Annotated in this window: 23 protein-coding genes and 1 pseudogene; 7 read left to right on the forward strand and 17 right to left on the reverse strand. The window is 59.0% G+C overall.

Annotated elements, in window-relative coordinates; all coding sequences use genetic code 11:
• Positions 1 to 63 precede the first annotated feature (63 nt).
• The 3 genes from WGT02_RS36440 to WGT02_RS36450 all read right to left on the reverse strand — a co-directional run bounded on the left by WGT02_RS36440 (position 64) and on the right by WGT02_RS36450 (position 3726).
• On the reverse strand, positions 64 to 1074 hold the full coding sequence (locus WGT02_RS36440; protein ID WP_024315003.1) for a sugar ABC transporter substrate-binding protein: 1011 nt from the start codon (positions 1072 to 1074) through the stop codon (positions 64 to 66).
• A 115-nt stretch (positions 1075 to 1189) separates the two neighbouring features.
• A complete protein-coding gene (locus WGT02_RS36445) occupies positions 1190 to 2248 on the reverse strand; it encodes an ABC transporter permease (RefSeq protein WP_208245244.1) in 1059 nt (352 codons plus the stop codon).
• Entirely contained in the window at positions 2245 to 3726 is a 1482-nt protein-coding gene (locus tag WGT02_RS36450) for a sugar ABC transporter ATP-binding protein (RefSeq protein WP_024315005.1), read from the reverse strand. Before WGT02_RS36450 ends, WGT02_RS36445 begins: the two co-directional genes overlap by 4 nt.
• Before the next feature lie 235 nt (positions 3727 to 3961).
• Here WGT02_RS36450 and WGT02_RS36455 point away from each other — a divergent pair, with 235 nt between their 5' ends.
• Entirely contained in the window at positions 3962 to 5005 is a 1044-nt protein-coding gene (locus WGT02_RS36455; protein WP_024315006.1) for a substrate-binding domain-containing protein, read from the forward strand.
• A 75-nt stretch (positions 5006 to 5080) separates the two neighbouring features.
• A complete protein-coding gene (locus WGT02_RS36460) occupies positions 5081 to 6289 on the forward strand; it encodes an acyl-CoA dehydrogenase family protein (RefSeq protein WP_024315007.1) in 1209 nt (402 codons plus the stop codon).
• 76 nt (positions 6290 to 6365) lie between these two features.
• On the opposite strand, the gene WGT02_RS36465 is transcribed toward WGT02_RS36460, so the two are convergent.
• From WGT02_RS36465 to WGT02_RS36510, 10 genes are all read right to left on the reverse strand, one after another.
• Positions 6366 to 7583: an SfnB family sulfur acquisition oxidoreductase gene (locus tag WGT02_RS36465; RefSeq protein WP_208245242.1), complete on the reverse strand. Its 1218-nt coding sequence runs from the start codon at positions 7581 to 7583 to the stop codon at positions 6366 to 6368.
• A 294-nt stretch (positions 7584 to 7877) separates the two neighbouring features.
• Positions 7878 to 8060 (reverse strand): hypothetical protein, encoded by a 183-nt coding sequence (locus WGT02_RS36470; RefSeq protein ID WP_082321282.1) that lies wholly within the window; start codon positions 8058 to 8060, stop codon positions 7878 to 7880.
• A gap of 300 nt (positions 8061 to 8360) precedes the next feature.
• Complete coding sequence (locus WGT02_RS36475) at positions 8361 to 8600, reverse strand: hypothetical protein (RefSeq protein ID WP_208245240.1); 240 nt, start codon at positions 8598 to 8600, stop codon at positions 8361 to 8363.
• A 533-nt stretch (positions 8601 to 9133) separates the two neighbouring features.
• Complete coding sequence (locus WGT02_RS36480) at positions 9134 to 9430, reverse strand: hypothetical protein (protein WP_024315010.1); 297 nt, start codon at positions 9428 to 9430, stop codon at positions 9134 to 9136.
• 2890 nt (positions 9431 to 12320) lie between these two features.
• Positions 12321 to 13754: an aldehyde dehydrogenase family protein gene (locus tag WGT02_RS36485; protein WP_024315013.1), complete on the reverse strand. Its 1434-nt coding sequence runs from the start codon at positions 13752 to 13754 to the stop codon at positions 12321 to 12323.
• A 14-nt stretch (positions 13755 to 13768) separates the two neighbouring features.
• Positions 13769 to 14503, reverse strand: coding sequence for an MBL fold metallo-hydrolase (locus WGT02_RS36490; protein WP_024315014.1), 735 nt, complete (start codon positions 14501 to 14503; stop codon positions 13769 to 13771).
• Between the two features lie 4 nt (positions 14504 to 14507).
• Positions 14508 to 15605 carry an ABC transporter ATP-binding protein gene (locus WGT02_RS36495; RefSeq protein ID WP_024315015.1) on the reverse strand — a complete coding sequence of 366 codons (1098 nt, stop codon included), beginning with the start codon at positions 15603 to 15605 and terminating at the stop codon, positions 14508 to 14510.
• Complete coding sequence (locus WGT02_RS36500; protein WP_024315016.1) at positions 15602 to 16393, reverse strand: ABC transporter permease; 792 nt, start codon at positions 16391 to 16393, stop codon at positions 15602 to 15604. Before WGT02_RS36500 ends, WGT02_RS36495 begins: the two co-directional genes overlap by 4 nt.
• On the reverse strand, positions 16393 to 17256 hold the full coding sequence (locus tag WGT02_RS36505) for an ABC transporter permease (protein WP_024315017.1): 864 nt from the start codon (positions 17254 to 17256) through the stop codon (positions 16393 to 16395). The genes WGT02_RS36500 and WGT02_RS36505 overlap by 1 nt, the downstream gene beginning before the upstream one ends.
• A 74-nt stretch (positions 17257 to 17330) precedes the next feature.
• The gene (locus WGT02_RS36510; protein WP_208245238.1) at positions 17331 to 18425 is read right to left on the reverse strand and encodes a spermidine/putrescine ABC transporter substrate-binding protein; all 1095 of its coding nucleotides are present in this window, start codon (positions 18423 to 18425) and stop codon (positions 17331 to 17333) included.
• 116 nt (positions 18426 to 18541) lie between these two features.
• Here WGT02_RS36510 and WGT02_RS36515 point away from each other — a divergent pair, with 116 nt between their 5' ends.
• The 4 genes from WGT02_RS36515 (at position 18542) to WGT02_RS36530 (ending at position 21736) form a co-directional block, all read left to right on the forward strand.
• Positions 18542 to 19165 (forward strand): TetR/AcrR family transcriptional regulator, encoded by a 624-nt coding sequence (locus WGT02_RS36515; protein ID WP_024315019.1) that lies wholly within the window; start codon positions 18542 to 18544, stop codon positions 19163 to 19165.
• 14 nt (positions 19166 to 19179) lie between these two features.
• Positions 19180 to 19572, forward strand: a complete 393-nt coding sequence (locus WGT02_RS36520; protein ID WP_208245236.1) for a nuclear transport factor 2 family protein — start codon at positions 19180 to 19182, stop codon at positions 19570 to 19572.
• Positions 19573 to 19644: 72 nt separating this feature from the next.
• Positions 19645 to 20694: an agmatinase gene (gene speB, locus WGT02_RS36525; protein ID WP_208245638.1), complete on the forward strand. Its 1050-nt coding sequence runs from the start codon at positions 19645 to 19647 to the stop codon at positions 20692 to 20694.
• 235 nt (positions 20695 to 20929) lie between these two features.
• Positions 20930 to 21736 (forward strand): phosphate/phosphite/phosphonate ABC transporter substrate-binding protein, encoded by an 807-nt coding sequence (locus WGT02_RS36530; RefSeq protein ID WP_024315022.1) that lies wholly within the window; start codon positions 20930 to 20932, stop codon positions 21734 to 21736.
• Between the two features lie 92 nt (positions 21737 to 21828).
• Here the strand turns inward: WGT02_RS36530 and WGT02_RS36535 are convergent.
• The 3 genes and pseudogenes from WGT02_RS36535 to WGT02_RS36545 form a co-directional block, all read right to left on the reverse strand.
• Positions 21829 to 22095 (reverse strand): annotated as a pseudogene (locus tag WGT02_RS36535) (AAA family ATPase); the annotation flags it as partial.
• A 59-nt stretch (positions 22096 to 22154) separates the two neighbouring features.
• Positions 22155 to 22328 (reverse strand): hypothetical protein, encoded by a 174-nt coding sequence (locus WGT02_RS36540; RefSeq protein ID WP_375679885.1) that lies wholly within the window; start codon positions 22326 to 22328, stop codon positions 22155 to 22157.
• A gap of 106 nt (positions 22329 to 22434) precedes the next feature.
• A complete protein-coding gene (locus WGT02_RS36545; protein ID WP_024315024.1) occupies positions 22435 to 22638 on the reverse strand; it encodes a cold-shock protein in 204 nt (67 codons plus the stop codon).
• 279 nt (positions 22639 to 22917) lie between these two features.
• Between WGT02_RS36545 and WGT02_RS36550 the strand changes: the two genes are divergently transcribed.
• A complete protein-coding gene (locus tag WGT02_RS36550; RefSeq protein WP_374046190.1) occupies positions 22918 to 23220 on the forward strand; it encodes a YkgJ family cysteine cluster protein in 303 nt (100 codons plus the stop codon).
• 292 nt (positions 23221 to 23512) lie between these two features.
• On the opposite strand, the gene WGT02_RS36555 is transcribed toward WGT02_RS36550, so the two are convergent.
• Positions 23513 to 24532 (reverse strand): LacI family DNA-binding transcriptional regulator, encoded by a 1020-nt coding sequence (locus WGT02_RS36555; RefSeq protein WP_024315025.1) that lies wholly within the window; start codon positions 24530 to 24532, stop codon positions 23513 to 23515.
• Between the last annotated feature and the right edge of the window lie 20 nt (positions 24533 to 24552).

Here is a 24552-nt window from a genome sequence, read left to right on the forward strand (position 1 = left end):
TTGCAGGCTGCTCACAAGAGAAATGGGAGCGATGCGGCGGGTGCCGCATCGCCAGGACCGGTGTCAGCCGATACCGAGCTTCTTGATGATCTCGCCAACATTGTCCTTGTTCGCGAGGAGTGCCGGTACATAGGTTTCGCGCGGCAGGCTCTGGCCGGCGAGAAGCCTGGCAACGTTGCGAACCGCGACCCGGCCGATCTCGGCCGGCTGCTGGGCTGCATCTGCGCCTGCAGGGGAGTTCGGATCGGCAACGAGCTGGAGAACTTCCGGGCTGCCATCGACGCCATAGGTGCGGATTTCGTTGCGGCCGGCTGCGGCGATCGCCTGGGTGGCGCCGAGCTGCGGGATATCCCAGGCCGACCAGACGGCCTTGATCGAGCCCTTGTCCGGATACTTGTTGAGGATCGCGGTGATCTGCGTGAACGCGTCCTGAACCGTATTGGGGATGACGTCGCGCAGCTCCGGCTGAAGGATTTTCGCCTTCGGGAAGTATTTGATGACGTTGACGAGCTGGTCATAGCGGATTGCGCAGGGTGTTACGCCATAAAAGCCGTTGAAGACGACGATGTTGCCTTCGCCTCCGATGTCGGAGACGAGCTGCAGGGCGAGGTCTTTGCCGATGTCCCAGTTGTCGGAGGTCGTATTGTTGATCGAGTTGGTCGAACCGACGTCGACGGTCAGGACGGGAATGCCTGCGTCGCGAGCTTTCTTAAGCCAGGGATCGATGACGCTGAGTGTGCCGAGGATCTGTACGAGGGCGTCCGGCTTCTGGGCGACGAGCGTCTGGAGCTGGGCGATCAGCTTGCCGTCATTGCGGCCGGCATCGACCGCAATCGGCTCGCCGCCCAGCCGCTTCACCTCTTCGATCTGGGCGTTATAAACCTGAAGGTCGAAATAGTGGTCGGTGCCCGTGGCGCTGATCGCGACGCGCTTGCCCTTCAGTGAAAGACCGTCGTCTGCGGCACTTGCCTGTCCGCCGGCGGAGACGCCTGTCCCTGCAAATGTCGCCCCGGCGACCGCCGCGAGCTTCAAGATCTCCCGGCGCCCGAAGCCCGGTCCACGTCCCTCATTCATGAATAACCCTCTCGTTTCGTGTAGTCCACAAATTATATAGATTTATGTTGCAAAGGAGGAACGTTATTCCAAAAGCGATGCCTGCCAGGAAAATTTCGCAAGCCCGGTGTCAAGTTCAGCGATCGACGTTGCGGCCGAGCCCGTAGGTGAGGGCAAGCGCTCCGACTAAAACGGCACCCTTGACGAAGTCCTGCGTGTAGTAGGGAGCATTCAGCATGGTGAGACCGTTGAGAAGGACGCCGATGAAGACGGCGCCGACGACGGTGCCGAGCACGTTCGGGCGGCGCAGATTGAGAACGGCAAAGCCGATCAGCGCGGCCGCAACCGAATCCATCAGCAAAGAGCCGCCCGACGAGACGTCGCCACGTCCAACCCGGGCTGCGATGACGATGCCACCGAGGGAGGCAAGCGCTCCGGATATGACGTAAGCAAGGGTCTTCAAGCGCGGCGTGGATGCTCCAGCAAGCCGCGTAGCGACCTCGTTACCACCCGTTGCAAACAGCAGCCGGCCGATACGCGTGCGCTCGGTCAGGACGAAAAGGACGATGGCAACGACGATCATCAGCATGACGGAAACCGGGAGCGTGCCGAAGAGGCTGTAGCGGCCGATGAGGAGGAAGGCCGCATCATAGGCGCCTGTCGCCTTGGAGCCATTCGGCAGGACGAAGCCCGCGGAAATCGAACGCCCTGCCGTTGGAATGAGCTGGAGTCCCGAAAGCAGGAACATAACGGCGAGTGTCGCCAGCAGATCAGGCACGCGCAGACGTACGATCAGGAAAGCATTGAGAAGCCCGATCGCGGCGCCGAAGGCCAGAACCAGCGGCACTGTCGCAAAGGAATCAAGATGCCAGACGATCATCGCATAGCTTGCGGCCATGACGCTGGAGGCGGCGACGGCGCCAATCGAGAGATCGAAACCGCCGACGGCGAGTGTCACCGTAACGCCCGCACCAAGAATGGCAACGACGGACACGGCCTGCAGGATGCTCATCAGATTGCCGAGAGTGATGAAGGCCGGCTCGGCAATGGCAAAGCCAACGAGCATCAGGCAGAGCAGGATGAAGACGGCCCCTGAACGAAGGATTGCGCTCGCGGTTCCTTTCTGGCGGTCAATGCTCGGGGTCTCCGGCGTTTCGGCCTGTTGCGCGAGAGCCCCATCCTCGATCGTGGTCATGCATATGTTCCCTGAATGGCGGAAGAGACCGCATCGGTCGCAACCGGTCGCAGCGTGTGGCGATCGATGGTGAGGATGCGGTCGGCGACCTCGTGGGCCTCCTCCGGATCGGACGTGGCGATCAATGTGGCGCGGTCGGTGCGGGCGCGGATCGCCTCGATGATGTCGCGGCGTGCACCGACATCGACGCCCTGGAACGGTTCGTCGAGGAGGAGCAGTCGGCTCGGTTCCGCTTCCCACCGCGCAATCACCGCCTTCTGCTGGTTGCCGCCCGAGAGCGTCCAGATGGAGGCAAGTGGCCCCGCGGTCTTGATCCCAAGGCGGGCGATCGCGTCGCTCGCCTCACGTCTTTCGCGGCCGCCGAAAAGGAAACCGTTGCGATACCATTTGGCAAGATGCGGCAGGCTTATGGTCGCAGCCAGCGAATTGCCCGGCCAGGCGGGCGGCATCAGTGAGGAGCGATGGCGATCCTCCGCTGCCATGGCGACGCCGGCGGCAATCGCGTCGGCAGGAGATTTCGGTCTGTGCGGTCGACCGCCGAGCAACATCTCGCCGCCGGCGAGGCGTGCGACGCCGAAGATCGCGGAAAGCAGCCTGCTCTTTCCGGCGCCGAGCACCCCGGTCACGGCGACGACTTCGCCTTCACGCAGTAGCAGATCGAAAGGGTCGCTCGCGGGCACCAGTTGTGCGTTTCGCATCTCGAAGACTGCTGGCCCCGTCGCCAGTCGTGCGTCCGGTCGTGCGGCATCCAGCCTGCGGCCGATCATCGTTTCGATCGCGCTCGGGAAATCGATTGGCCTTTTGAAGCTGCCGACGACGCGCCCGCCACGCATGACGACGGCGCGATCGGCGATGGCCTCGAGGTCCGCCGTCCGGTGCGATATGTAAAGGATAGCAAGCCCCTCGGCGCGCAGGCGCAGCAAAATATCGAAGAGCCGACGGGTTTCGTCGCCTGAAAGGCTCGCCGTCGGCTCGTCGAGGATTAAGAGATCGGCTCTGTTGGCCAGCGCGCGGGCGATCGCGACCAGTTGCCGGTCGGCGGCGGATAGATCGCCGAAATCTCGATCGAGCGCGAGCGAAAAACCAATGGCGTCGAGCATGGCCTTTGCCTCGCGGCGGATGCTCCTGCGCGAGACGAAGAAAGGCGTGCTGCGCTCGGCAAAGCGGTGGAGGAGCAGGGCGTCCGCCACCGTCAGACCGGCAGCACCGACGATATCGGTCGATTGATGCACTGTCGCGATGCCGGCCTTTGCCGCCTCGGAGGGTGTCCTTGGGGTGAAGGGGCGATCATCCAGCCTCATCGTGCCGCCATCGGCTTCCAGCACGCCCGAAAGGATCTTGACCAGCGTCGATTTGCCGGCGCCGTTTGCGCCCATGAGGGCAACGATTTCTCCGGGTTTAATCAACAGATGTGCGCCGGCAAGTGCGCGGGTCGAGCCGAAGCTGCGGGTGAGATTTTCAACATGAAGAAGCGGCATCTGGCGGCGTCCCGGGGTCTGCTTTCCGGGCGACATATTGGCTTGCATGGCTGCTCAACTTCCAGGCAAGCCATTGCCGCCGAGACGTTTCAAACAGAACAAAGAATCTCTCAAAGGCCGCAAAATCGGATCATTTAATCTACTAAAATTATAGAGTTTATATCTAATAATTTCATGTGTCGCGGGGATTTATCGTCCGTCAGACGACGCTTGCTATGACCAGAGGAACGCGACGATGAAATCTCTTGCACGGCTTGCTTTGAGCGCCGCCATCTCATTGATGTTTGCCCAGGCCTCCTTCGCCGACGGCCTTGCCGGTGCACCCGCTCCCTTCGACAAGGGGGGCGTCAAGATAGCGCTGATCAGCTATATTTCCGCCGGCGACTTCTTCCAGGCCTACCAGGCCGGCGCTGAAGCACAGGCCAAAGCGCTCGACATCGACCTGCGGGTCTTCCCCGGCCGTCAGGATGCGGCAGAGCAGCGCGAGCAGGTGCTGCAGGCGATCAATCTTGGCGTATCCGCTCTCGTGATCGACCACGGTCTGCCGGAATCGCTCGCCGATGTGGCGCAGCAGGCGCTGGACAAGGGCATCAAGGTTGTTGCGTTCGACGTGAACCTCAACAATCCGAGAATTCCCCAGGTGGAACAGAGCGACCACGAGCTCGCCCAGCTTGCGCTCGATCAAGCGGTGAAGGACAACGGTGCGAGCTTCAATGCCGCCTATGTCTATGTTGCAGGCTTTGCGCCTCTCGATCGGCGCAACGAGGTCTGGGACAAGTTCAAGTCACAGAATTCGGGCGTCGTGGAGAAGACGCGCTTCGGCGTCGTCAACGACACGACGGCAACCTCGACGGCCGATCAGGCGAAGGCGGCCCTGAGCGCCAATCCGGACGCCACCGTCGTCTTTGCGCCCTATGACGAGTTCGCCCGCGGCGTGAAGCTTGCCGCAAACGATCTCGGCATCGCCGGGAAGCTGAAGATCTATTCGGCCGACGTTTCGACAGCCGACATTCAGGAAATCACCGAGGAAGGAAGCCCGTGGGTGGCGACGGTTGCAACGAACCCGGCCGTTGTCGGCGCAGTGTCCGTGCGTGCGGCAGCGCTCCAGGTGGCTGGTGAGGAGGTGCCCCCACAGATCGTCGTCAAGCCGACGCTCCTGACCCAGGAAAGCCTGCGGGCGGCAGGCGTCAAGACGATCGAGGAATTGGCGCAGAAGATCCCGGCCTTCAGCACGAGCGACGCGGCGACCGCACACTGGATCCCGGACAAGCTTTTTTGATCCGCCTGCCTCGATCCCTCGCGGGGGCTTTGCGGCCTCCGCCGATCCCATTTCAATGAGTCGGAGTTCAGAACCATGAGCCAATCCAACGTCGTCTTCGCAACCAGCCGCAATATAACCCGAGAAGACCTCTTTGCCCGCGCCGTGGAAATCTCGGCGGCGATTTCCGGACGCGCCGCAGACCTTGACCGCGAAGGTCGTCCGCCGCTTGCCGAGATCATCAAGCTGAAAAATGCCGGTCTGTTGAATGCATTGCACCCGCCTGAGATCGGTGGCGGTGGTCTTGACTGGGTCGATGGCCTGAGGCTGGTGCGCATTCTCGCGCGGGGCGAGAGCTCCATAGGTCAGCTCCTCGGCTATCACTACGTCAACAGCCAGTATATCTACTGGGCGCTGGAGGAAGCGCGCGCCCGGGCTCTCGCGAACGAAACAGTTGCAAAAAATCTCTACTGGGGCGCTGCGGTCAATCCGCGTGATCCCGGCCTCGTGCTGACACGGCGAGGCAACGGCTATGTGCTCAACGGGCGCAAGTCCTTTTCCACCGCCGCGCATGTCTCCGATTACATCAATGCCAATGCGAGTCTCAACGACAAGGTCGTCGGCTTTGCCGTTCCGACAAGCCGTCCGGGCTATTTCGCCAATGACGACTGGGACAATTTCGGCCAGCGCCTGTCCGACAGCGGCAGCGTCGAGTTCCGCGACTTCGCAGTCTACGAAGAAGACTTTGTCGGTGCGCCTGCTGCGCCGGACGCCGCACCGGCGGTGCTTTCGACCTTTAACACGCCGCTTATCCAGCTGGTTTTCGTGAATTTCTACCTCGGCACGGCTGAGGGTGCGCTTGCGGCCGCGGTCGACTACGTCCGCACGACAACGCGGCCGTGGGTAACATCGGGCGTCCAGCGTGCAGCTGAGGATCCATATATCCTCCAGCGCGTCGGTGAGTTCACGGCCTCGTTGAAGGCATCCGCAGCCCTTGCCGACAGTGCGGCCGCAGTCGTTCAAGCTGGTCTCGCCAAGGGCCATCACGTGACGGCTCGCGAACGCGGCGAAGCGGCGGCGGAGGCCTATGCGGCCAAGATAAACGCCACGAATGTCTCGCTGGACATCACGTCGGGGATCTTCGAACTGACCGGTGCGCGCTCTACGGCCGAAAGATACCGCTTCGATCGGTTCTGGCGAAACGTTCGCACCCACACCCTCCATGATCCCGTCTTCTACAAGGCAAAGGAGGTCGGCGAATTCGTGCTGAACGACAAGATACCAGAGGTCAGCCTCTACAGCTGAAATCCTGTCGATCTGAATGAGCAAGAACCCCATTCCCGAAATCGGGAACGGGGTTCGTCATTTTGGGAGGATGTGATCACAGTGCGCCATTCTTCGGTGGAATGACGCCGTTTAGATGATAGTTGCCGACGACATGGTATTTCCAGCGCACTGGGTCGTGCAGCGTGTGTGTTCGGGCATTGCGCCAATGGCGATCGAGGTTCAGGCCGAGCTTTACCGAGGAGGTGCCGGCGAGCTCGAAGAGCGTATTGGTTGCCTCGATCGCAATCTCGGTCGTGAGCACTTTGGCGGCGGCAACGGCGAGCGTCGCCGCCACAACCTCCTCCTCGGTCGTTGCGATTTGCGCCCGATCAACCTTTCGGCCGGCATGTTTGACGGTTGCACTAGCTGCTTCCAGCCGGACGGCAATCTGGCCAATCCTCGCAATCGTTAGCGGATCGTCGCATGCGCGCTCGACGCCGCTGTCCATCCAGGGGCGCGACTTGGTGCGCACGAATTCCAGCATCTCGGCAAACGCTGCACGGGCAATGCCGAGATCGATCCCGGCGTGGATGATCTGGCCAACGGAGCCGATCGTCGAAGGGCGCTCAAAACCCTTATGATGGGATACAATAGAATTCGCACCGACGTAGACATTGTTTAAAATCGTTGTGCCGCTGCCGGTCGTGCGTTGACCGAAGCCATCCCAATCGTCGATGACCTCCACGCCGTCCGTTTCCTTTGGAACGATGGCCATGACCAGTCGGTCGGTTTCACTCAGCGCGAAGATCGCAATCCAATCGGCAAACAGCACCCCTGTCGAATAGTATTTTCTGCCATTGATGCGGTAGCCGAAGCCGTCGCGGGTGATACGGGTTTCATAGTGGCCGACGGTTTTCGTGCCTCGCTCGGAAAGTGCGTTGCCGAACCGGTCGCCTGCAAGCGCACGGGCAAAGAAATGGCGCTTCTGTTCCTCCGTCCCGTTGGTGCGAAGCGCTTCTAGAATATAGAAGTGGTTCTGCGGGATCTGGCCGATCGAGCCGTCGGCCTCGGAGAGAATGGCGGTGATCTCCGCGAGAACTGCGTTCGACACATCCAGGCCACCGTATTCTTCCGGCACCGTGATGGCCAGCAGCCCGGATTGCGACAGCGCGTTGAGCTCCGCGAAGGGCAGCAGCCTCTCGTGATCTCGCCTTGACGCTGTTGCACCAAATCGTTCGGCGAGCTCGCGCGCGACAACGATGGCTTGCTGCTCATTTTCGAGCCGCGTCGCAGCGGGACGATCCAAGGTGAGATGGTGCAATTGCGCGTTCATGGGCTGCCTCCGATTTATTCGGCGCCACGATGCAGCATTCGCTGGTGTGCTTCGAGGAAAGACTTTTCCTTTTTGGCAGACGCTTCAGGTCGGTGTTTCTTTGGCCATAGAATTGGTAGATAATTACTGCGATAGAATTGATCTTCTGCGTAAGTGCTGCGAGAAGGTCTTGAGTTGGTCTCCTGTACTTCCTCATCGAGCATCCATTGAAGCAACGAGGCGTTGCTTTCGCTTGCAGGGCGGTCAGCGACTGATCAACGAAAAAATCTCCGCTCGCGCCGCCTAACTGCCTAACTATCTAAATCTGGGCGGCTTCGGCGAAGCGTTGGCCTGTATCTCATGAAGCGGAGCGTGCTTGCCCAGCAGTCGCCGCAAGGTGCGCTCTTCCGCGGGTGATAAACCAAGTTTTTTACAGAGTTCCGCGACATCATGCTCATTCGGTCGAGGCATTCGAACCTTATTCATTGCGTGTGACATGACTGTTTTCCTCCTGCTGGGGAAACGCTAAACGCGCGCCGACGGTTTCATGGCGGCGCCTAGAATGTGCCACTGCAGCCGCAGACACGACCGCTTTTTTGAACGGCTATGGGGCGGACGCACGCGTCATCGACAAACGTTTCCCAGCACTATTCGTTGAGATTGATCAGCTTGCATAAAAGTGCCCGGCGCTGGGGGCAGCACCGGGCCTAAAAACACTGGCACTTTGGGCGATACCAGTCGGCAACGACTTTGGGCGTGCGTTGCTAAGAATAAAACGCTGCGCGGGATCGAAGGTTCCTAGTGCCAATAGCTGCGATTTTCGGCCGACGATCGTCCGAGGAGGTATCCGATCCCGAATGCCAGAGTTCCTATGGCGAGCACGAGTGTCGTCGCCGTATGCGGATGCCGTGCCGCGCCAACTGCAAGCGCGTTGGTTTCGCGTTTCACCGCGTCGGTCGCCGTCCTCGCGGCTCTACGTACGCCTTCTGGCTGGTCCGTAGGCGATCCGGTGAAGCCCGCGTTCAATTCCTCTGCCATTTTGTCTTCTCCTTCGTTGTGGGAGGAGAACGGACCGGAGAAGTAGGAGTTCCTCGAAAATCGGAAGGCCGAAGCGGTCTGCGCGAATGTCAGCGAATTTTCTATCCAATGCCAAAGTGCTTGAGAATCGGATGCACAGTGCACCAGATGGTGGAGAGTGAACTCGTTGCTTTCGCTGTGGTATCCCAAGGCGCCAAGTGCGGCCGCGATCATTCTTGGCCTTCTGGCGTCTGCGCCGTTCACGGCCTGCTCGCTCACAAACCGATCGCTTCGGTGAGTTGCGCGAGCGCCATGCTCACTTCATTTCCGCCTGCATGCTCCAGATGCGAAATGTTAACGTCGATCGATGCGACATTCCAGGATTAACGGAGCCAACCACGCTATCGTCGACTTGGTGTCATTCAAGATCGTGGGGGATGGTCCGCCGTACGGCGCAATATGCCTTGCGGGAAAACCAGCGGAAAACCCAATTCTGGGGTTTCCGCCGGCGACGCATGAAGCCGCTATTCAGCGCTCCCATATTATGCAACGGCTTAGTTATTGTTGTCAGCACAGGTGTCTTCTGTGTTCTCCGTGCCGCTGTTGCCGCCTTGGGTCTGCAGCGATCCCTTGCCGTTCACGCTCTTGCAGTTTTGCTTATTGAGCGTGCGCGCGGTGCTGTTGGTTACTGTTTTGTCGACCTTCTTCATTTTCATGGTGTCGCTTGCGGCGCCGTTAGTTGTATGATTCTTGTCCATCGTTGATCCGGCGGGAGCCGGGTTGGATTGAGCGAGGGCCGAGCCAGCTAGGGCGACGGAAAGCAGCGAAGCTGCCAGTAGCTTAAATCGCATGTTATCCTCCTTAGAGGTTGCATCATTGCAACGAGATGGAAACAGCGTCCGCGGGTCATTGTTCCGGATCAACGCTGAATGCAGCCCCATGGAGGTCTTCTAGGCCGCAGACACCCAAATGCATGCGCGGGGCTCCGCCTCGACGCGCGCTACTGCCACTCTTCGAAACCATTTTGTTCAACAGCCGCTCATAGTCTTCGCGATACGCAACTCTTCCCAACCTCTCGGTGTGACGGCAGCGGTCGATCTCTCACCTCCGACCATGGCCACTCCACTACCATTGCTTGCGCTTGGGCCGGAATCCTCCAGCAGTAGCCGACCGACCGACACGTTCGAGTTCATTTTCTTGTAAGATTTGCTTGATCGCGACCATGATCTCAGTCGTACTGTCGTCCTAGATTGGGAACCTGCTCAAGGTCGACCTGACGCTGGCCCCGACCGCTCAGGAGCAAATGCGCGCTCCACCGAACATCATCAATCACACGAGACGTTGATGTTTTAATGGGAGGATCGAGGCAGAGGTAGCGAGGCAGCAGCGACGGGTCCTTTGACGTCGAACGAAGAGATTAGCGGCAGCAATACTCGCTTCAAGATTAGTTCAACTCCTCTGACATTGCGCATTCATGGCCAAGCCTCCTCGTTCTCAGCCTCTTCAGGCCGACTCCCAGCCACGCCTTCCATTTGATCCAATGCCTGATCGCGGCGAGCGCGCCTGGCATGATCAAAGAATATTTCAAAGTTGAGCGCGCTTTTCCCCGCGCGCAACGAATCGGGTGACCAACGGCAAAGAAAAAAGGTCGGCACCTCCCTCCGCGCCGACCTTTCTCAATCTGCCTCAACAACAACTGCCAGTACATCCGTGGTCGGTCGCTGGAGACATGATGAGTTGAATTTAGCTCAAGTTGGCGTTGCGTCAAGTACGGCTTACGAAGCAAGTCGCCGCCACTGAACGATGCGCTCGGCCTTTGCCTAACTCCGCCGTGAGCGAGTATCCTGTCTCTCCGTCACTGTGCGGCCGCTTGCACGATCCGCGCCTCTATCAACCAACCGCTCGATCGATCTCGACCCAGCTTGCGCTCTCTCATCGATAGTCTCGCATTCCGGATCCTCGGAACATGGACAGGAGGATAGACTCGAGCTTTGCGTCGCGGCCGATATCGCTCTCGCTTGCTCTTCGCCCTTTAGATTTTCGCGTAGCTCCTCGAAACACGGAATGCCGAAGGCTGGGTTGTCCGGTGGCGACGGATCGCAGGCGGATTGGTGGCCGCGCTCGAAACTCAGGCGAGTCGAGTGACGGCGGTCAAGCTCTGGATCAACTGCGCCTCTTGTTCGACGGACGGACCGCCCCTCCTTCGTTCTCCCATGTGGCGAGAGCATTCGGATCGGCGTTCCGCCTACGTCGTTTCGACGCAGGGTAGTTCTTGGACGGAATAGTGCCGGCTTGAATCCTACGGATGACAATGGCCTCGTCATGAGACGCATCGCCTTCTGCGGTTTCCATATCGGCGGTTGCATAGTTTGCGCGCTTGAGAACGCGTTGCAACGTCGAGGGCTCATTGTCCCGGCGTTGATTGTACACGGAAGACATCACGCCGCCCTCCTTTGGTTGGGGCGAAGGTCTTGCCCTCTGGCGGCAGGGCCCGGTTCATATGCTGCTGGTAACAAACACTCTGCGCTCAGAATAAGTCACAGGAGAGGCGCAGCCGTTTTATTGCGTTGACTTTCACGCCGATAGGGAGCGCTGTGTGTGCAAGGTCTTGCGACCAAACGTCGAGCCTCGCCAAGCAAAGACATCACGGCCGACACGAAGGAGGCCAACATGCCGTCCACTTACACAGCCCGATATCAGTGGGAGAAAATCGTTCGCGCCGTCCGTACCTACGACTACCAAGATATAGCGACCAACTTGGCGGTCCTAATAGCCATGTTTATTTTAGTCGCGATAGCGTCGTATCTGTTCTTGCGCGCTTAAGGGCAGCAGACGCCGAAGTCACCTTCCAAAGCCCTAAGGCAGTAGTTCCTAAGCCCCTGGACGGCGCTGGAAAGTGGCTGTTGTCGACAATAAGTACGCCGCTGACTTCGCAGCGGAATGCTCCGTCCGCTTCGCTACAACTACGCCAGTTCCGGAGTCTGTTGCCGATTCCATGCCACAAATCTCCCCTGTTCTTAACATCCTTCTCGCGGTTGCGTTTTGGACGCGCTGCGGATTCAAAAAGCTGAAATTAAAGGGGGCCCGGGCCTTTAAGTTAGGATAGTCGTGACAAGCATGCCTGTCTGGCGCGCAGATGCTATTCAAGCCAGTATTGTCATTGGACCGGAACTTTGTTCCCAAAAAACAAGAGCCCGGCGCTAGCGGAGCACCGAGCCCCTTGACTGGCGTTTTAGGGCGATGCCAGTCACCGCGCAACGTTGAATTGGGCTGCGTTGCATAGGTAGAACCTTTGTGCGCGGGAATGGTTCCCTAACGCTCGTCGGATTCGCGACGAGCTAGTCAGCCCGATAGGTCGTCTTGTTTGGCGGCTCTTCCTCAAAAAGAGCATCATGCACTGGACAGTTACTCCTGGTCGATGACGCCGACAATTGCATGAATTCCACCTTGCGCTTCCAGATCCTTTTGCCCGCTCTCGAGGCCAATTGATCATTCTGTCATACGCACGAGAGTCACCCTTCTCGGAAAGTTGCTTTCCAAACCGCGAATCTTCGCTGCCCTAGCCTTTCGAGGTGAGCATCCGCTCGCACGCATAAACTGTCCGCTACGCGATTATCGAAAAGCTGTATCGGCAAACCTCCAGCCCATTCAGAACTTGAAGGATGCTATTACACCCGCCATTACACCCATGTCGGCTGATCCTGCTGCCTCCCGCAAACGCGGTCTTCTCGCGGTCCCTGCTCAGGCTGCATCGGGACGGTGGAGCGTCTTGACCTCTAAGAAATCCTCAAGTCCAAACATCCCGCCTTCGCGCCCATTGCCCGATTGTTTATAGCCGCCGAAGGGACTCCCGTAGCGATAGGGCGCGCCATTAATATGGACCATTCCTGCCCGCAGCTTTGCCGCCACGCGCTCGGCGCGCGCGAGATCGCTGGTCTGAACGTACGCCGCGAGGCCGTAGCTGGTATCATTGGCGATCGCGATCGCTTCGTCTTCCGTCTCAAACGGCATGATGGTCAGCACCGGCCCGAACACCTCCTCGCGGGCAATTCGCATCGAGTTGTCGACATCGACGAAGATCGTCGGCTTGACGAAATACCCCACCTCGTAACCGTCAGGCCTGCCGGCACCACCTGTCAGGAGTCGAGCTCCTTCGGCAATACCCGCTTCGATCAGCGCCTGCACCCGCGCGAACTGTATGTCGCTGACCAAGGGGCCGATATGGGTTCCTTCCTGCGCCGGCTGGCCGACGCTGACCTCACGACCGACGCGCTCAGCGATTTCGAGCGTCCTCGCATAGACCGGCTTCTGCACCAGCAGACGGGTCGGCGCATCGCAGGATTGCCCAGAATTGTTGAAGCATTCAAGGATGCTGCCGGTGACGCGATCTTCAAGGTCGGCATCGTCGAAGACGATGTTAGGAGACTTGCCCCCGAGCTCCAGCGTCACACGCTTGACTGTATCGGCCGCATCCTTGCTAACGGCGATACCAGCACGCGTCGAACCGGTAAACGATACCATGTCAACGTCGGCGTGTTTCGATAGCGCTGCACCCGCGTTGAGACCGTCACCATTGACGAGGTTGAACGCGCCGGCCGGAAAACCGGCCTCGTGGATCATCTCGGCATAGAGCATCGCGTTGAGTGGCGTGAACTCGCTCGGTTTCAGCACGCATGTCGAGCCGGTAGCAAGGGCAGGCACCACTTTCAGCGCAATCTGGTTGATCGGCCAGTTCCAGGGCGTAATAAGGCCGCAGACGCCAATTGGCTCGCGTAAAAGAATGTCGCCATTTTGCAATTCCTCGCGCATGGAAAGGCGCTTCAAGGCATCGATAAAGCCTTGAAGATGACCAACACCCACATCCGCCTGCTGTTCCCGGCTCATGGTGATCGGCGCCCCGAGCTCGAGCGTGATCGTCTGGGCCATCTCCTCGTAGCGACGCTTGTAGATGTCGAGAAGCTTTTCCAGAAGTGCGAGGCGCTCGTCGACGCTCGAGCGGCCGTAGGTTGCAAATGCGGTCTTGGCGGCGGCCACGGCGCGATCGATATCGACGGCAGTGCCCATCGAGATGACCGCAACGGGCTTTTCCGAGGCGGGATTGAGAACCTCGAGATCATTTGCCGCAAGGGGAACAACCCATTCGCCGTTGATATAGAATTTACGCTTGTCGAGCATGTCCTGTCCTCCCGTCACATCTTTTTCTGTTTGTTTTTCAGCCAATCGGTGATCAGCGCGCGGTATCGCTCACCGCTGAAGCTCGGAAAATGCCCGCCGTGCACGACGCGGGCCGGAATTGTCAAAAGTCGCTCCATCGAGGCGACATAATCCGTCGCGTCGGAATGATAGGTGTCCTCGATCAACGGCCCGTCATAGAGGAAATCGCCGGAAAAAAGCGTCTCGGTCTTTGCTTCCCACAGGGCGATTCCGCCGGGAGAGTGACCGGGAGTGTGGATAACGTCGAACGTTCGATCACCGAGATCAATCACGTCGCCATCCTCCAAAATGCGCGTCGCCGCGGCCTTCTTCACGCCGTAGCATTTCGAGCAATAGGGTTGCGGCGGCAGCGCATCGAAAATTCCGTCGGTGACGTAAGGGTCGGCAAGCGTATTTGCCCTGGTGGGGTTCGCAATCAGGTCGGCCTCCGCGCTATGCACCGCGCGGCACTCGAATTCGTGGTGGCAACCGATATGGTCGAAATGCGTGTGACTGGCGACGGCGATCACCTCGCGCTCCGTCACCAGCGGCACCCATTCGCGCAGCGAGACGACCCCCATGCCGCTATCGACGAGCAAGTCTCGGTCGCGGCCGCGCACGTGCCAGATATTGCAGCGATAGAACTCCTGAATAAACGGCTCCGAGATCGCCGTAACGCCGTCGTCCAGGCGCCGGGTCTGATACCACTTGTCCGGGCTGATGCGTTCCATTGGATCAATTCCTGGCGTGGTCTGGCAAAGCTACGATATCGGCCGGATTGACGGCAAGCGCAACGCGCGTGCCTTCCACAAGCTCCGCCGATTGCGGCATGTGTGCGACAATCGAGAGACCCGGCGCGTCTGTTGCTTTGAGATGGCAGCGGTAATGCGTTCCAAAAAATGCGATGCCTGTCACGACGGCTTCGCCAAGAGCCGTCCCCAGTTCAGCCGCTTCGGTTGCGCGCCGGAAGTGCTCCGGTCGTATGCACAACGTTACAGTCCGGCCTTCGACTGGTGCCCCGCCTGTGAAATTGCTTCGCGCGATGACTATGCTGCCGATTGGCGTCTCGAGTTTGGCGCCGCCAACGTCGACACTCTTGACCTTCGCTGGAACAAAGTTCGCCTCGCCCATGAAACCGGCCGAAAAGCGCGAGCGGGGCCGCATGTAGATGTCGGACGGCGGTCCACAATCCTCGATTTTGCCCTGGTTCATCACCACGATCCTGTCTGCGATCGCCATGGCCTCTTCCTGGTCATGGGTGACGTGGACGAAAGTCGTTCCGACGCGTTTCTGGATCGATTTCAACTCGTCCTGCATCTGCCTGCGAAGCTTGAGGTCGAGGGCGCCGAGCGGCTCATCGAGCAGCAACACGTCGGGGTCGACGGCCAGAGCCCGGGCCAGAGCGACACGCTGGCGCTGACCGCCCGAAAGCTCATGCGGCTTCTTGTCGGCAGAAGCCTTGAGGCCGACAAGGTCGAGGAAGCCCTTGGCGCGCTCCTCGCGCTCGGCCTTGCCGACGCCGCGCATTCTGAGGCCAAAGCCGACATTGTCCTTGAGCTTCATATGCGGGAACAGCGCGTAGTCCTGAAACATCGTTGTCGTCGGACGTCTCGCCGGCGGGACGTTGGTCATGTCCCTGCCGCCGATCGCGATCCGCCCCTTCGTCGGCGACAGGAAGCCTCCAAGGATGGACAGAAGTGTGGTCTTGCCGCAGCCGGACGGCCCGAGAAGGACGATGAATTCGCCCGCAGCGATGTCGAGGGAAACGTCATCGAGCGCCGTGAAGCTGCCGAAGGTTTTCGTCGCGTTCTCGATTGAAACCGGAGCGGTCATGATTTTTTTGTCCTTCCGAACAGGAACACTTCCAGCATGATCAGCACGGTGACGGAAACGAGGAACACCAGTGAGCCGATGGCATTGGTCTTGGGGTTGAGGCCCGAACGAAGCAGGCTCCAGATTTCGACGGGCAGCGTCACGTCGAAGCGCGACAGCAGGAAGGCGATGATGAACTCATCCCAGCTGAAGGTCATCGACAGGAAGAAGGAGGCAAGCAGCGACGGCAGTAGCATCGGTGCCGTCACCAAGGCCATGACCTTGACATCACTCGCGCCGAGATCGCGCGCCGCGCGCTCGATGTTGATGTGATGATCCCCCATCGACGAATAGATGATCGCAAAGCAAAGCGGCAGATTGATCACCACGTGACCGATGCCGACCGTCCAGAGCGAAAGGCTGATGCCCAACACGTTGAGGACGGTCAAAAGCCCAAGCGCAATGATGAGGTAGCTGACTGTCATCGGCGCGATGAGCAATCCGCGTTGCCAGGCAGAGCCCGGCAGCTTGAAGCGCGCGAGCGCATAGGCGGACAGAAATCCGAGAAGGCAAGCGACGAAAGACGATATCGTCGCCACCAGGAAGGAGTGCAGCAACGCAGACATCAGCTTGCGATCGGCAAAGACCGCTTCATACCACTGCAGGGAAAATCCGTTGAACGGCGGCACCGGCAGGCGTCCATCCTGGAAAGAAAACAGCACAAGCACGATCACCGGCAGGAAAATGAAGCCGAAGATCAGAGCTGCGTAGACGCTCGAGACGATGCCGGTGATCGTGTTGCGTGTCATTACGTCCTCTCGATCTTTAGCCACCGCGCACAGGCGACATATGCCGCGGTAACGGCGAGCATCAGAATGATCGAGAGTGCGGCGGCCATCGGGAAATCGGCACGACGACCGAGCTGCAGCATGATGATTTGCGGCAGCACAAGCTCATTGTTGCCGCCAAGAATCTGCGGCGTGACGTAATCGCCAATGCAGAGCACGAAGGTCAGGAAAGCCCCGGTCATGATACCCGGCATGGTCAGCGGCAAGATGACGTGCCGGAACGTCTGATATGCATTTGCCCCGAGATCGGCGGCCGCGCGGCGATAATTTGGCGAAAGCTGCACCAGATTGGCATAGATCGTCAGAGTGAGAAGCATCACGAAGAAATGGACAAAACCGATCACCGTCGCCGTGCGGTTGCTGGCAAGTTCCAGTGGTTCACTGATGACGCCCAAGTTCATCAGTGTCTGATTGATGACGCCGTTGCGCGACAGCACGAGCAGCCAGGAATAAGAGCGCACGACGTAGGATGTCCAGAACGGCAGGACCGCAAGGATCAGCGCCGTTCGCTGGAATTTCTGCGGCACCCGCTCGGCGATGATCCAGGCCAGAGGATAGGCAAGCAGGATCGAGAGAACCGTCACGATGGCGGTGATTTCCAGGGAATTCGTCAGTCCCCGGAAAAGCGCGCCCTTCTCGAAAAAGGCGATGTAATTGCCAAAGTTCCAGACGCGGACGATCGAGCCTCCCTGCTGCGCCCGGAGGCTCATGGCGGCCATGAACAGAAACGGTGCCACGAAGAAGACGACCGTCCAGGCAAGCGCCGGGGCAACGAAACCCCAGGCCTTGCGGCGCTCTGTATCCTCAAGCGAAATAACAGCCATGGGCAAGCCTCCGACTTCCTCTCCCGTTGGCGGGGAGAGGGCAAGGTGATCGCACTCGCGAAAGGACAAAGCCGTCAGTTCTGCAGCATCTCGGTCCAGACGTCCTGCATCTTTGCGTCCAGTTCCGCGCTTGGTATCGGATAAAGCTGCGTGCGCTTCAGATAGTCGGCCTGCTCGTTCCAGCGCAAAGCGGTCTTCTGTTCGGCACTCAGATGTTCGTCGGCCTTTGCGTTTGCCGGCATCGCCCAGTAGCAGGAAGAGGTCGCAAGCCGCGCCTGCCCTTCCGGGCTAACGATGTATTGCACGAACTTTAGGGCGAGATCCTTTTTCGTGGAGTCCTTCATGACGCCGATCGACTGCGCCCAGCGTACCGCGCCCTGCTCGGGAATGACCCAATCGAGATTGGGCTTGTCTTTCACCAGTCCCGCCGTCAGCCATTCGCCGCCACCAAAGACAATGTCGACCTCGCCTGTCGCAAGTGCCGTTTGCGACGAGACGACATCGCTGACCTGCTTGGCGTTCGCCTTGAGTGCAAACAGCTTGTCCTTGATTGCCGGCAGGTCGGCATCCGTCAGGCTTGCCGTCGTCTTGCCAAGATCGATGCCGGTCAGTCCGATCATCGGTAGATAATAGTCGTAGACGGCGATCCGGCCCTTGTATTTCTCCGACCAGAGCTTGGACATGTCCTTCAAGTCGGCCGGATCGACTTTCGTTTTGTCGTAGGAAACCGTGTTATAGCCGAATTTCTCGGTGACGGCGTAGGTCTTGCCGTCGCGGGTATTGTTGGCTTCCATCCGGACTTCGGAGAAGATATCCGCATTCGGAAGCGCATCGGCCGGGATCTCCGCAAGGATGTCCTTGTCGACGGCGCGTTGCACGTCGACCCCATCGATAACGAGCACATCCCAATCTCCTGGACGTGACTGGTCGATGATGGAAAGACCGGCACCGGTTCCTTCGTATTCCTTCAGATTGACCTTGACGTCGTTGGCCTTCTCGAAAGGCTCGATCAAGGCGGGATCCGTGTGGTCACACCAGACGAGCGCATTCAATTCCTCCTGCGCCAGGACTGGCGACGGGTTGATCGCAGTTGTTGATACGGCGAGCGCCAGGGTGGCGGCCGAGGCCAGAAATCGATGCGCAAAAGCGCTTTCAGTAATATCAAACATGACGTTGCCCTCTGTCGGTGACGCTCATTCCGGCGCCTTCACGAAAAAGATTGAATGAGTTCATTTTTTAAGTCAATATCATTTTTGAGGGGATTCATTATTTGAGAGAGTCGACCATGACGGGACTGCGCGCCAAGCAGAAAGCCGATCGCAATCGCCGCATACTGGAAGCGGCGACGAGCCTTTTTCGGGATGTCGGATATGACTGTGCCCGCATCGAAGACATAGCCGAGCGTGCAGAGGTATCGGTCGGCACCTTCTACAACTACTATGAAAACAAGGGAGACATCCTGGTCGCCACTGTTTCCATGGAAGTCGAGGAAGTGTTGGCGTCCGGCAAGGGCATCGTTGAAAATCCACCGGCCACGACGCTGGAAGCGCTTCAAGTCCTGATCGACCAATATTTCGATCATTCGCTCGTCTATCTCAGCAAGGAGATGTGGCGCACGGCCATGGCGATCTCCATCCAGCAGCCCGAGAGCCCGTTCAGCCGCCGATATACCGAACTCGATGGCCGCCTGTGCGAACAGGTTTCAATGCTGGTGCAGAAACTGCAGCTTCGCGGCGCTGTGATGCCGGGGATCGACGCGGTCGCGGTGGGTCAGATGGCCTTCAACAACCTCAACATGATGTTCCTTGAATTCGTCAAAGATGAAGCGATGACACTTGAGACACTCAAGGAACGCGTCGCACGGCAGAACAGGCCGCTTGCCGTTTTGATCAGCCCCAAAATTCAATAGCAGGAACGTCACAAATGGAACACCAGGAACACGCTGTGCTTGCGGCCGCAGATCGTCTCGTCGAGGCCTTCGGCAGACACGATCGTGACGGCTACTTCTCGGCCTTTGCGCCCCAGGCCACCTTCATATTTCATAATCTCGACCGTTGCCTTCGCACGCGCGCGGAGTATGAGTCCGAATGGACATTGTGGGAGACACGCGACGGATTTCGTGTCCGCGCCTGCCGTTCCAGCGACAGGGATGTTCAGATCGCCGGCTCCGTTGCCATATTCACCCACTCCGTCGAGACGGACCTTGCCTTCAACGGCGGGCCTTCGACGAGCACCGAGCGCGAAACGATCGTTTTCGAGAAGCAAGCAACGGGCGAGTGGCTGGCGATCCACGAGCATCTTTCGCCGCGGCCGTAAGGGCGGCAAATCGCCCGGGCTTGCGCGCTGGTCACTCATATTGCCGTGCAATGTTATAGGAAGGACAGGATGATGGTTGAATTGAAGAAGCACCTTGAGGATCTGCGCAAGAAATTTGCCGATAGCGCCGAATTTTTCGATCCCCGCTTCCGCCGCGTCGCAGAAAAGATTTTCAAGGGGGGCACACGCGCTGCTCCCTATTCCGGCATTTCGACCTTCGCAGGTCTGCCTTACAGGGAGGTCGATTTCGCCGCCCCCGATTTCGGCGACCTACAGGTCGCGGCTGTCGGCGTCCCCATGGATCTCGGCGTCAGCAATCGGCCGGGCTCGCGATTTGGACCAAGGGCCGTGCGCGGTATTGAACGCATTGGTCCATATAATCACGTGCTCGACTGCGCTCCTGCCTACGATCTGCGTGTAGCCGATATCGGTGACATCCCATTCGGGAGCCGCTACCGGCTGGAGCAATGCCATGAGAATATCGAGGCCGCGATCCGCAAGATCGTCGAAGCAGGCGTCATTCCGCTTTCCGTCGGGGGTGACCATTCCATAACCCATCCGATTCTCAAGGCAGTCGGCGCCAAGGAGCCCGTCGGCCTCATCCATATCGACGCCCATTGCGACACGGGTGGCCCGTTCGACCAGACGAAATTCCATCACGGTGGTCCCATGCGCAATGCCGTTCTGGATGGCGTTCTCGATCCGACCCGTACCATCCAGATCGGCATCAGGGGACCTGCTGAATATCTCTGGGAGTTCTCCTATGAATCCGGCATGACAGTGATCCATGCGGAGGACATCGACGGCATGGGCATCCCCGCGATTATTGAGAAAGCCCGGCAAATCGTCGGCGATGGTCCCACCTATCTGTCATTCGATGTCGACAGCCTCGACCCGGCCTTTGCGCCAGGTACTGGAACGCCTGAGATCGGCGGCCTGACCAGCCGTGAGGCGCTGGAACTGCTGCGGGGCCTGAAAGGTCTCAATTTCGTCGGTGGCGATGTCGTGGAGGTGGCCCCTCAGTATGACAGCACCACCAACACCGCACAGGCCGGTGCACAGGTGCTATTCGAGATCCTGAGCCTCTTGGTGTTCAGCCCGGCGGTGAGGGGTCTAAAATAGGTGCTATTGGATCATGGGTGGCGGCGAGGCGTCATTAGCGCCTGCGCCGTCTCGGGTCTGGATCCGTGGCCGCGCTGCAAACTCCCGCTTGTAAAGGCCGCTACCGCCATCGCGGTATGGCGCAGGCTACTTCCGAGGGCAGGTTCACGGAAGGCATCCTTTCAACAAAGAAATCTCATTGCGATTTAAATCTATGTATTGCAGACGTTTTTGAGTCACTTTCCGGAGTTGTCCGATGCCCCTTGCCAGCCTCGCCATGTACGTCAGCCCGCCACCGATCATGGAGGCGACGCGGCAGTTCTGGGTGGCGTTGGGCAAGCGCATTCGCGCCCATGGGCTCGACGCGCCGGAGGCGCTCGACGACGAAGTCCGCTACGACGAGGCGTGGCTTCGCCCTGACCTGCTGTTCGGCCAGGCATGCGGATACCCCTATGTCCAGCATCTTCGCGGCAAGGTTCAGTTGGTGGCGTCGCCCGTCTATGGACTGCCGGGCTGCGATGGACCGCTCAAATGCAGCTTCATTATCGTCAATGCGAAGTCGCCGGCACAGTCGATTGAGGACATGAGGGGCACGCGCGCTGCGATCAATGAGCCCCGCAGCAATTCGGGCTACAACCTCTTTCGCGCTTTCGTGGCGCCTCATGCCATCGATGGCCGGTTTTTCTCCTCGGTCTTGGAGACCGGCGGTCATCGGGCAAGCATCGATGCTGTCTTGAGCGGGGAGGCGGATGTCGCGGCGATCGACTGCGTGACCTTCGGCAACACCCTGCGCTTCGATCCCGACTGTGTCGCGGGCGTGCGCATCCTCGCGCAAACGGCGAAGGGGCCGGGCCTGCCCTTCATCACCGCCGCCGCGACGTCCGCAAACGACCTGGGGATCCTTCGCCGGGTGTTGGCGCAGACCATCGCCGATCCCGCGCTTGCCGAGATATGTGGCATACTTTCGCTGCGCGGCATCAGTCTGCTCGGCGATGCGGACTACGAAGTGCTGGCGCAGCTTGATCGGGGTGCTACGCGTTATGGCTATCCCGTTATCGCCTGAGGCGTGACAACCGGTTCGGCTGCGAGCGGGAAGTGGCATGCGACGCTGCGTCCATCCGCCCCGGCGAGGAAGCGACCGGGACGATAGTCTTAATCAACCGTCTTCTTGATAGCCAGTAACAGGTCTGGGGCACGCTGCACCTCATCGATGAGGGCCTTGTCCAAGCCACGGATGAACCCGGCGGGATCGGATTTGGCAGTCGCGAGCACTGTCTGATCATCGAGTGTGATGTAGGTGCGGTTGGAAGTCCCCATTTTTCGGACGAGCGTCGTCTTGCCAAGCCGGCGTGGTCCCACCATCAACACCACCGGCGTGTCCGCAAGGGCTTCTTCTGCCCGATGCTCAACAAACCACTCAATGGTGGAATTTCACCGCGCGCCATTCAGGCGTAGGCGTCTATACCAAATTTCCTCGGGAATCACAGCAGCACGTTGGCGCCGGGACCGCTGATCGCGCCCCAACTCAGGGTTTCGTCCTGGGCGCATTGCTCAGTTGTTTCGCTGTAGAAGCGTGGAAGGTCCTGATGGAAGACGTCGCCTTTCAGCGGCGTGTTTTTCAGGGAACGCCGGTCATTGGGGCTGTCGAGCGACACACCGCTGCGAGTTTGCGCATGGCTGGCCGGGCAGTTCTGGTTCCCTGACAAAGAGAGTTAGCCCGTCCGAATTCACAGACCGGGCTAAAACCATTCGGTCATTCGGTCAGATGACGGAGACGTTTTCGGCCTTCGACTTCCCGGTCTTGCGATCCTGGCCCACTTCATAGCTGACCTTGTCGCCTTCGCGGAGCGAGGCGCCACGCTGCAAAGCAGAGAGATGAACGAAGACATCCGGTCCGCCATTGTCTGGCGTAATGAACCCGAATCCCTTGTCATTGTTGAAGAATTTAACCGTACCTTCCGGCATGAAAGTTCCTTTTCATTGTCTTGGCCGTTTGAATTGCGAGGCGAACCTACAGCGCCAATGCATTTCGATCAACCGCAATGATTGCATGGGTGGAAGGTTGCATTTGGTAGCGGACCTGCGATCTCGGAGGACCTTGTTGATGCAGGAGGTTTTCTATGAGGTGGCGTAGATGCTCCAATGCTACATCACCACGCTTTTCCACCCTACCTCCAGCGATCACTGGCAAATTAGACACAGTTGTGTAGCAAGAGCCGCCGTTCATACTTTGGAAAGTGAGACATGCCATTGCCCACTCCGATCGACCTTGACTGCCAGGCCTGCGGCGCTTGCTGCTCGTTTTCGCCCACTTGGCCAAGATTTTCCACTGAGACAGAAGCTGATCTCGACTCCCTACCGCCGCGGTTCGTCTCGGAGGATCAGGGGGGAATGCGGTGTTACGGCGCGCGCTGCTCTGCCTTGGCCGGTTGCGTCGGTTCGAGCACATCATGCTTGGTTTACGAGCTTCGGCCTGATGTTTGTCGCGCCTGTGTCCCGGGAGACGGCGCCTGTCTGGAGGCCCGCTCATCTTTTGGGCTCGTCTAGCCGATGGCGCTTCTGTTTGATCAGGCTCGGGCGGGTGCCGATGATAGCGGGCGTTCAGCCGTTTACGCCTATCGCGGGTAAATGATTATCGGCGAGTCGATGCTGCGGTTATTATCCTTTCAAGGCGTTCGACCGGGCCATGCTTATTTAAGAGCAATTATCTTGGCTTAGCTCCTTCCCTATTTAAATGAAGGCCCGCTTGCTTAAATAGCGACTGAACGCCAGGTAGAATAGGCAGCCAAAATTCAATGATAGGTGCCGCATCGCTTCGAGACTTCGCGCGTTACTGCGGTTAGCGATGGCCTGCGTCGCCAGACGTGCTTTCGCGCGGGACAAGGGCAAATCCCATATTGATTTGCTCGTTGCTCTGCCTTGTAGATGCATCGAGCGCCAAGAGAACCTTTTCGGCCGCAAGCTTGCCGGTTTCATAGCGACGGGTGGCGATTGAGGAGAGGGAAGGAGCCGCACATGCCGAGAATTCGAGGTCGTGAAAGCCCATGATCGCGATGTCATCCGGCACGCGGATGCGACGTTTTCTGCACTCCTGCATAGCGCCGAGCGCCAAGTTGTCGTCAGTACAGAAGATCGCCTCGGGAAGATCGCCCCGGTCGTGCATCTCACCAAAGAGCTCGGATCCGAGCGCCACCGAACTGTGGCGAGGTCTATGGGCAATCATTCCCATGCTTCTCAATCCCACCTCCTGCATCGCCGTATGATAGCCGTCGAACCGCGACTGGGCACGGTGGTCGAGATTGCCGGTCAGGAAGGTAATCCGCTGAAACCCGCGGTCAATGAGATGGCGGGTTGCAGCATGGCCGGCGCGCTCCTGTGACATGCCAATGTTGAGGTTGATGGGATCGTCGGACAACTCGAACGTCTGGACAACCGGAAGGTTCGCCTTCATCAGAAGCTGACGCGACAGAGGGGTGTGGTGAATACCGGCAATGATGATGGCTTCCACCCGCTGGCCGAGCAATGCCTTGATCGCATTCTCCTCCTCGACTTCCGAATATCGGCTGTTCACGACTATGACCTGGAAGCCTGCGGCAATCAGAACGTCATGCAGGGCAAACAGATATTCGGCAAAGATGACGTTATAAAGCGTCGGCACAATCACGCCAATTGTATGGGTGCGGGAGGACGCCAACCTGCTTGCCGCAACATTCGGCACATAGCCCAGGTTTTCAATGGCGCTGTTGACGCGCAGCCGCAATGCTTCCGAGACAGATCCCGGCTTGCGCAATACCCGCGAAACTGTAATCGGGCTGACGCCAGCAAGGCTGGCAACGTCGTCGAGAGTTATTCGGCGCATCGAAGATTATCCAAACACGA

Source organism: Rhizobium sp. T1470, assembly GCF_042140505.1.
GTDB lineage: Bacteria > Pseudomonadota > Alphaproteobacteria > Rhizobiales > Rhizobiaceae > Rhizobium > Rhizobium favelukesii.

Bases quoted from the DNA above. Each gene is read 5' to 3' on its own strand.
- WGT02_RS36545 (WP_024315024.1), bottom strand. From the start codon at position 22,638: ATGCCGGAAGGTACGGTTAAATTCTTCAACAATGACAAGGGATTCGGG.
- WGT02_RS36500 (WP_024315016.1), bottom strand. From the start codon at position 16,393: ATGACACGCAACACGATCACCGGCATCGTCTCGAGCGTCTACGCAGCT.
- WGT02_RS36490 (WP_024315014.1), bottom strand. From the start codon at position 14,503: ATGGAACGCATCAGCCCGGACAAGTGGTATCAGACCCGGCGCCTGGAC.
- WGT02_RS36515 (WP_024315019.1), top strand. From the start codon at position 18,542: ATGACGGGACTGCGCGCCAAGCAGAAAGCCGATCGCAATCGCCGCATA.
- WGT02_RS36465 (WP_208245242.1), bottom strand. From the start codon at position 7,583: ATGAACGCGCAATTGCACCATCTCACCTTGGATCGTCCCGCTGCGACG.
- WGT02_RS36510 (WP_208245238.1), bottom strand. From the start codon at position 18,425: ATGTTTGATATTACTGAAAGCGCTTTTGCGCATCGATTTCTGGCCTCG.
- WGT02_RS36480 (WP_024315010.1), bottom strand. From the start codon at position 9,430: ATGCGATTTAAGCTACTGGCAGCTTCGCTGCTTTCCGTCGCCCTAGCT.
- WGT02_RS36485 (WP_024315013.1), bottom strand. From the start codon at position 13,754: ATGCTCGACAAGCGTAAATTCTATATCAACGGCGAATGGGTTGTTCCC.
- WGT02_RS36555 (WP_024315025.1), bottom strand. From the start codon at position 24,532: ATGCGCCGAATAACTCTCGACGACGTTGCCAGCCTTGCTGGCGTCAGC.
- WGT02_RS36495 (WP_024315015.1), bottom strand. From the start codon at position 15,605: ATGACCGCTCCGGTTTCAATCGAGAACGCGACGAAAACCTTCGGCAGC.
- speB (WP_208245638.1), top strand. From the start codon at position 19,645: ATGGTTGAATTGAAGAAGCACCTTGAGGATCTGCGCAAGAAATTTGCC.
- WGT02_RS36445 (WP_208245244.1), bottom strand. From the start codon at position 2,248: ATGACCACGATCGAGGATGGGGCTCTCGCGCAACAGGCCGAAACGCCG.
- WGT02_RS36475 (WP_208245240.1), bottom strand. From the start codon at position 8,600: ATGGCAGAGGAATTGAACGCGGGCTTCACCGGATCGCCTACGGACCAG.
- WGT02_RS36530 (WP_024315022.1), top strand. From the start codon at position 20,930: ATGCCCCTTGCCAGCCTCGCCATGTACGTCAGCCCGCCACCGATCATG.
- WGT02_RS36455 (WP_024315006.1), top strand. From the start codon at position 3,962: ATGAAATCTCTTGCACGGCTTGCTTTGAGCGCCGCCATCTCATTGATG.
- WGT02_RS36520 (WP_208245236.1), top strand. From the start codon at position 19,180: ATGGAACACCAGGAACACGCTGTGCTTGCGGCCGCAGATCGTCTCGTC.
- WGT02_RS36450 (WP_024315005.1), bottom strand. From the start codon at position 3,726: ATGCCGCTTCTTCATGTTGAAAATCTCACCCGCAGCTTCGGCTCGACC.
- WGT02_RS36460 (WP_024315007.1), top strand. From the start codon at position 5,081: ATGAGCCAATCCAACGTCGTCTTCGCAACCAGCCGCAATATAACCCGA.
- WGT02_RS36550 (WP_374046190.1), top strand. From the start codon at position 22,918: ATGCCATTGCCCACTCCGATCGACCTTGACTGCCAGGCCTGCGGCGCT.
- WGT02_RS36470 (WP_082321282.1), bottom strand. From the start codon at position 8,060: ATGTCACACGCAATGAATAAGGTTCGAATGCCTCGACCGAATGAGCAT.
- WGT02_RS36440 (WP_024315003.1), bottom strand. From the start codon at position 1,074: ATGAATGAGGGACGTGGACCGGGCTTCGGGCGCCGGGAGATCTTGAAG.
- WGT02_RS36505 (WP_024315017.1), bottom strand. From the start codon at position 17,256: ATGGCTGTTATTTCGCTTGAGGATACAGAGCGCCGCAAGGCCTGGGGT.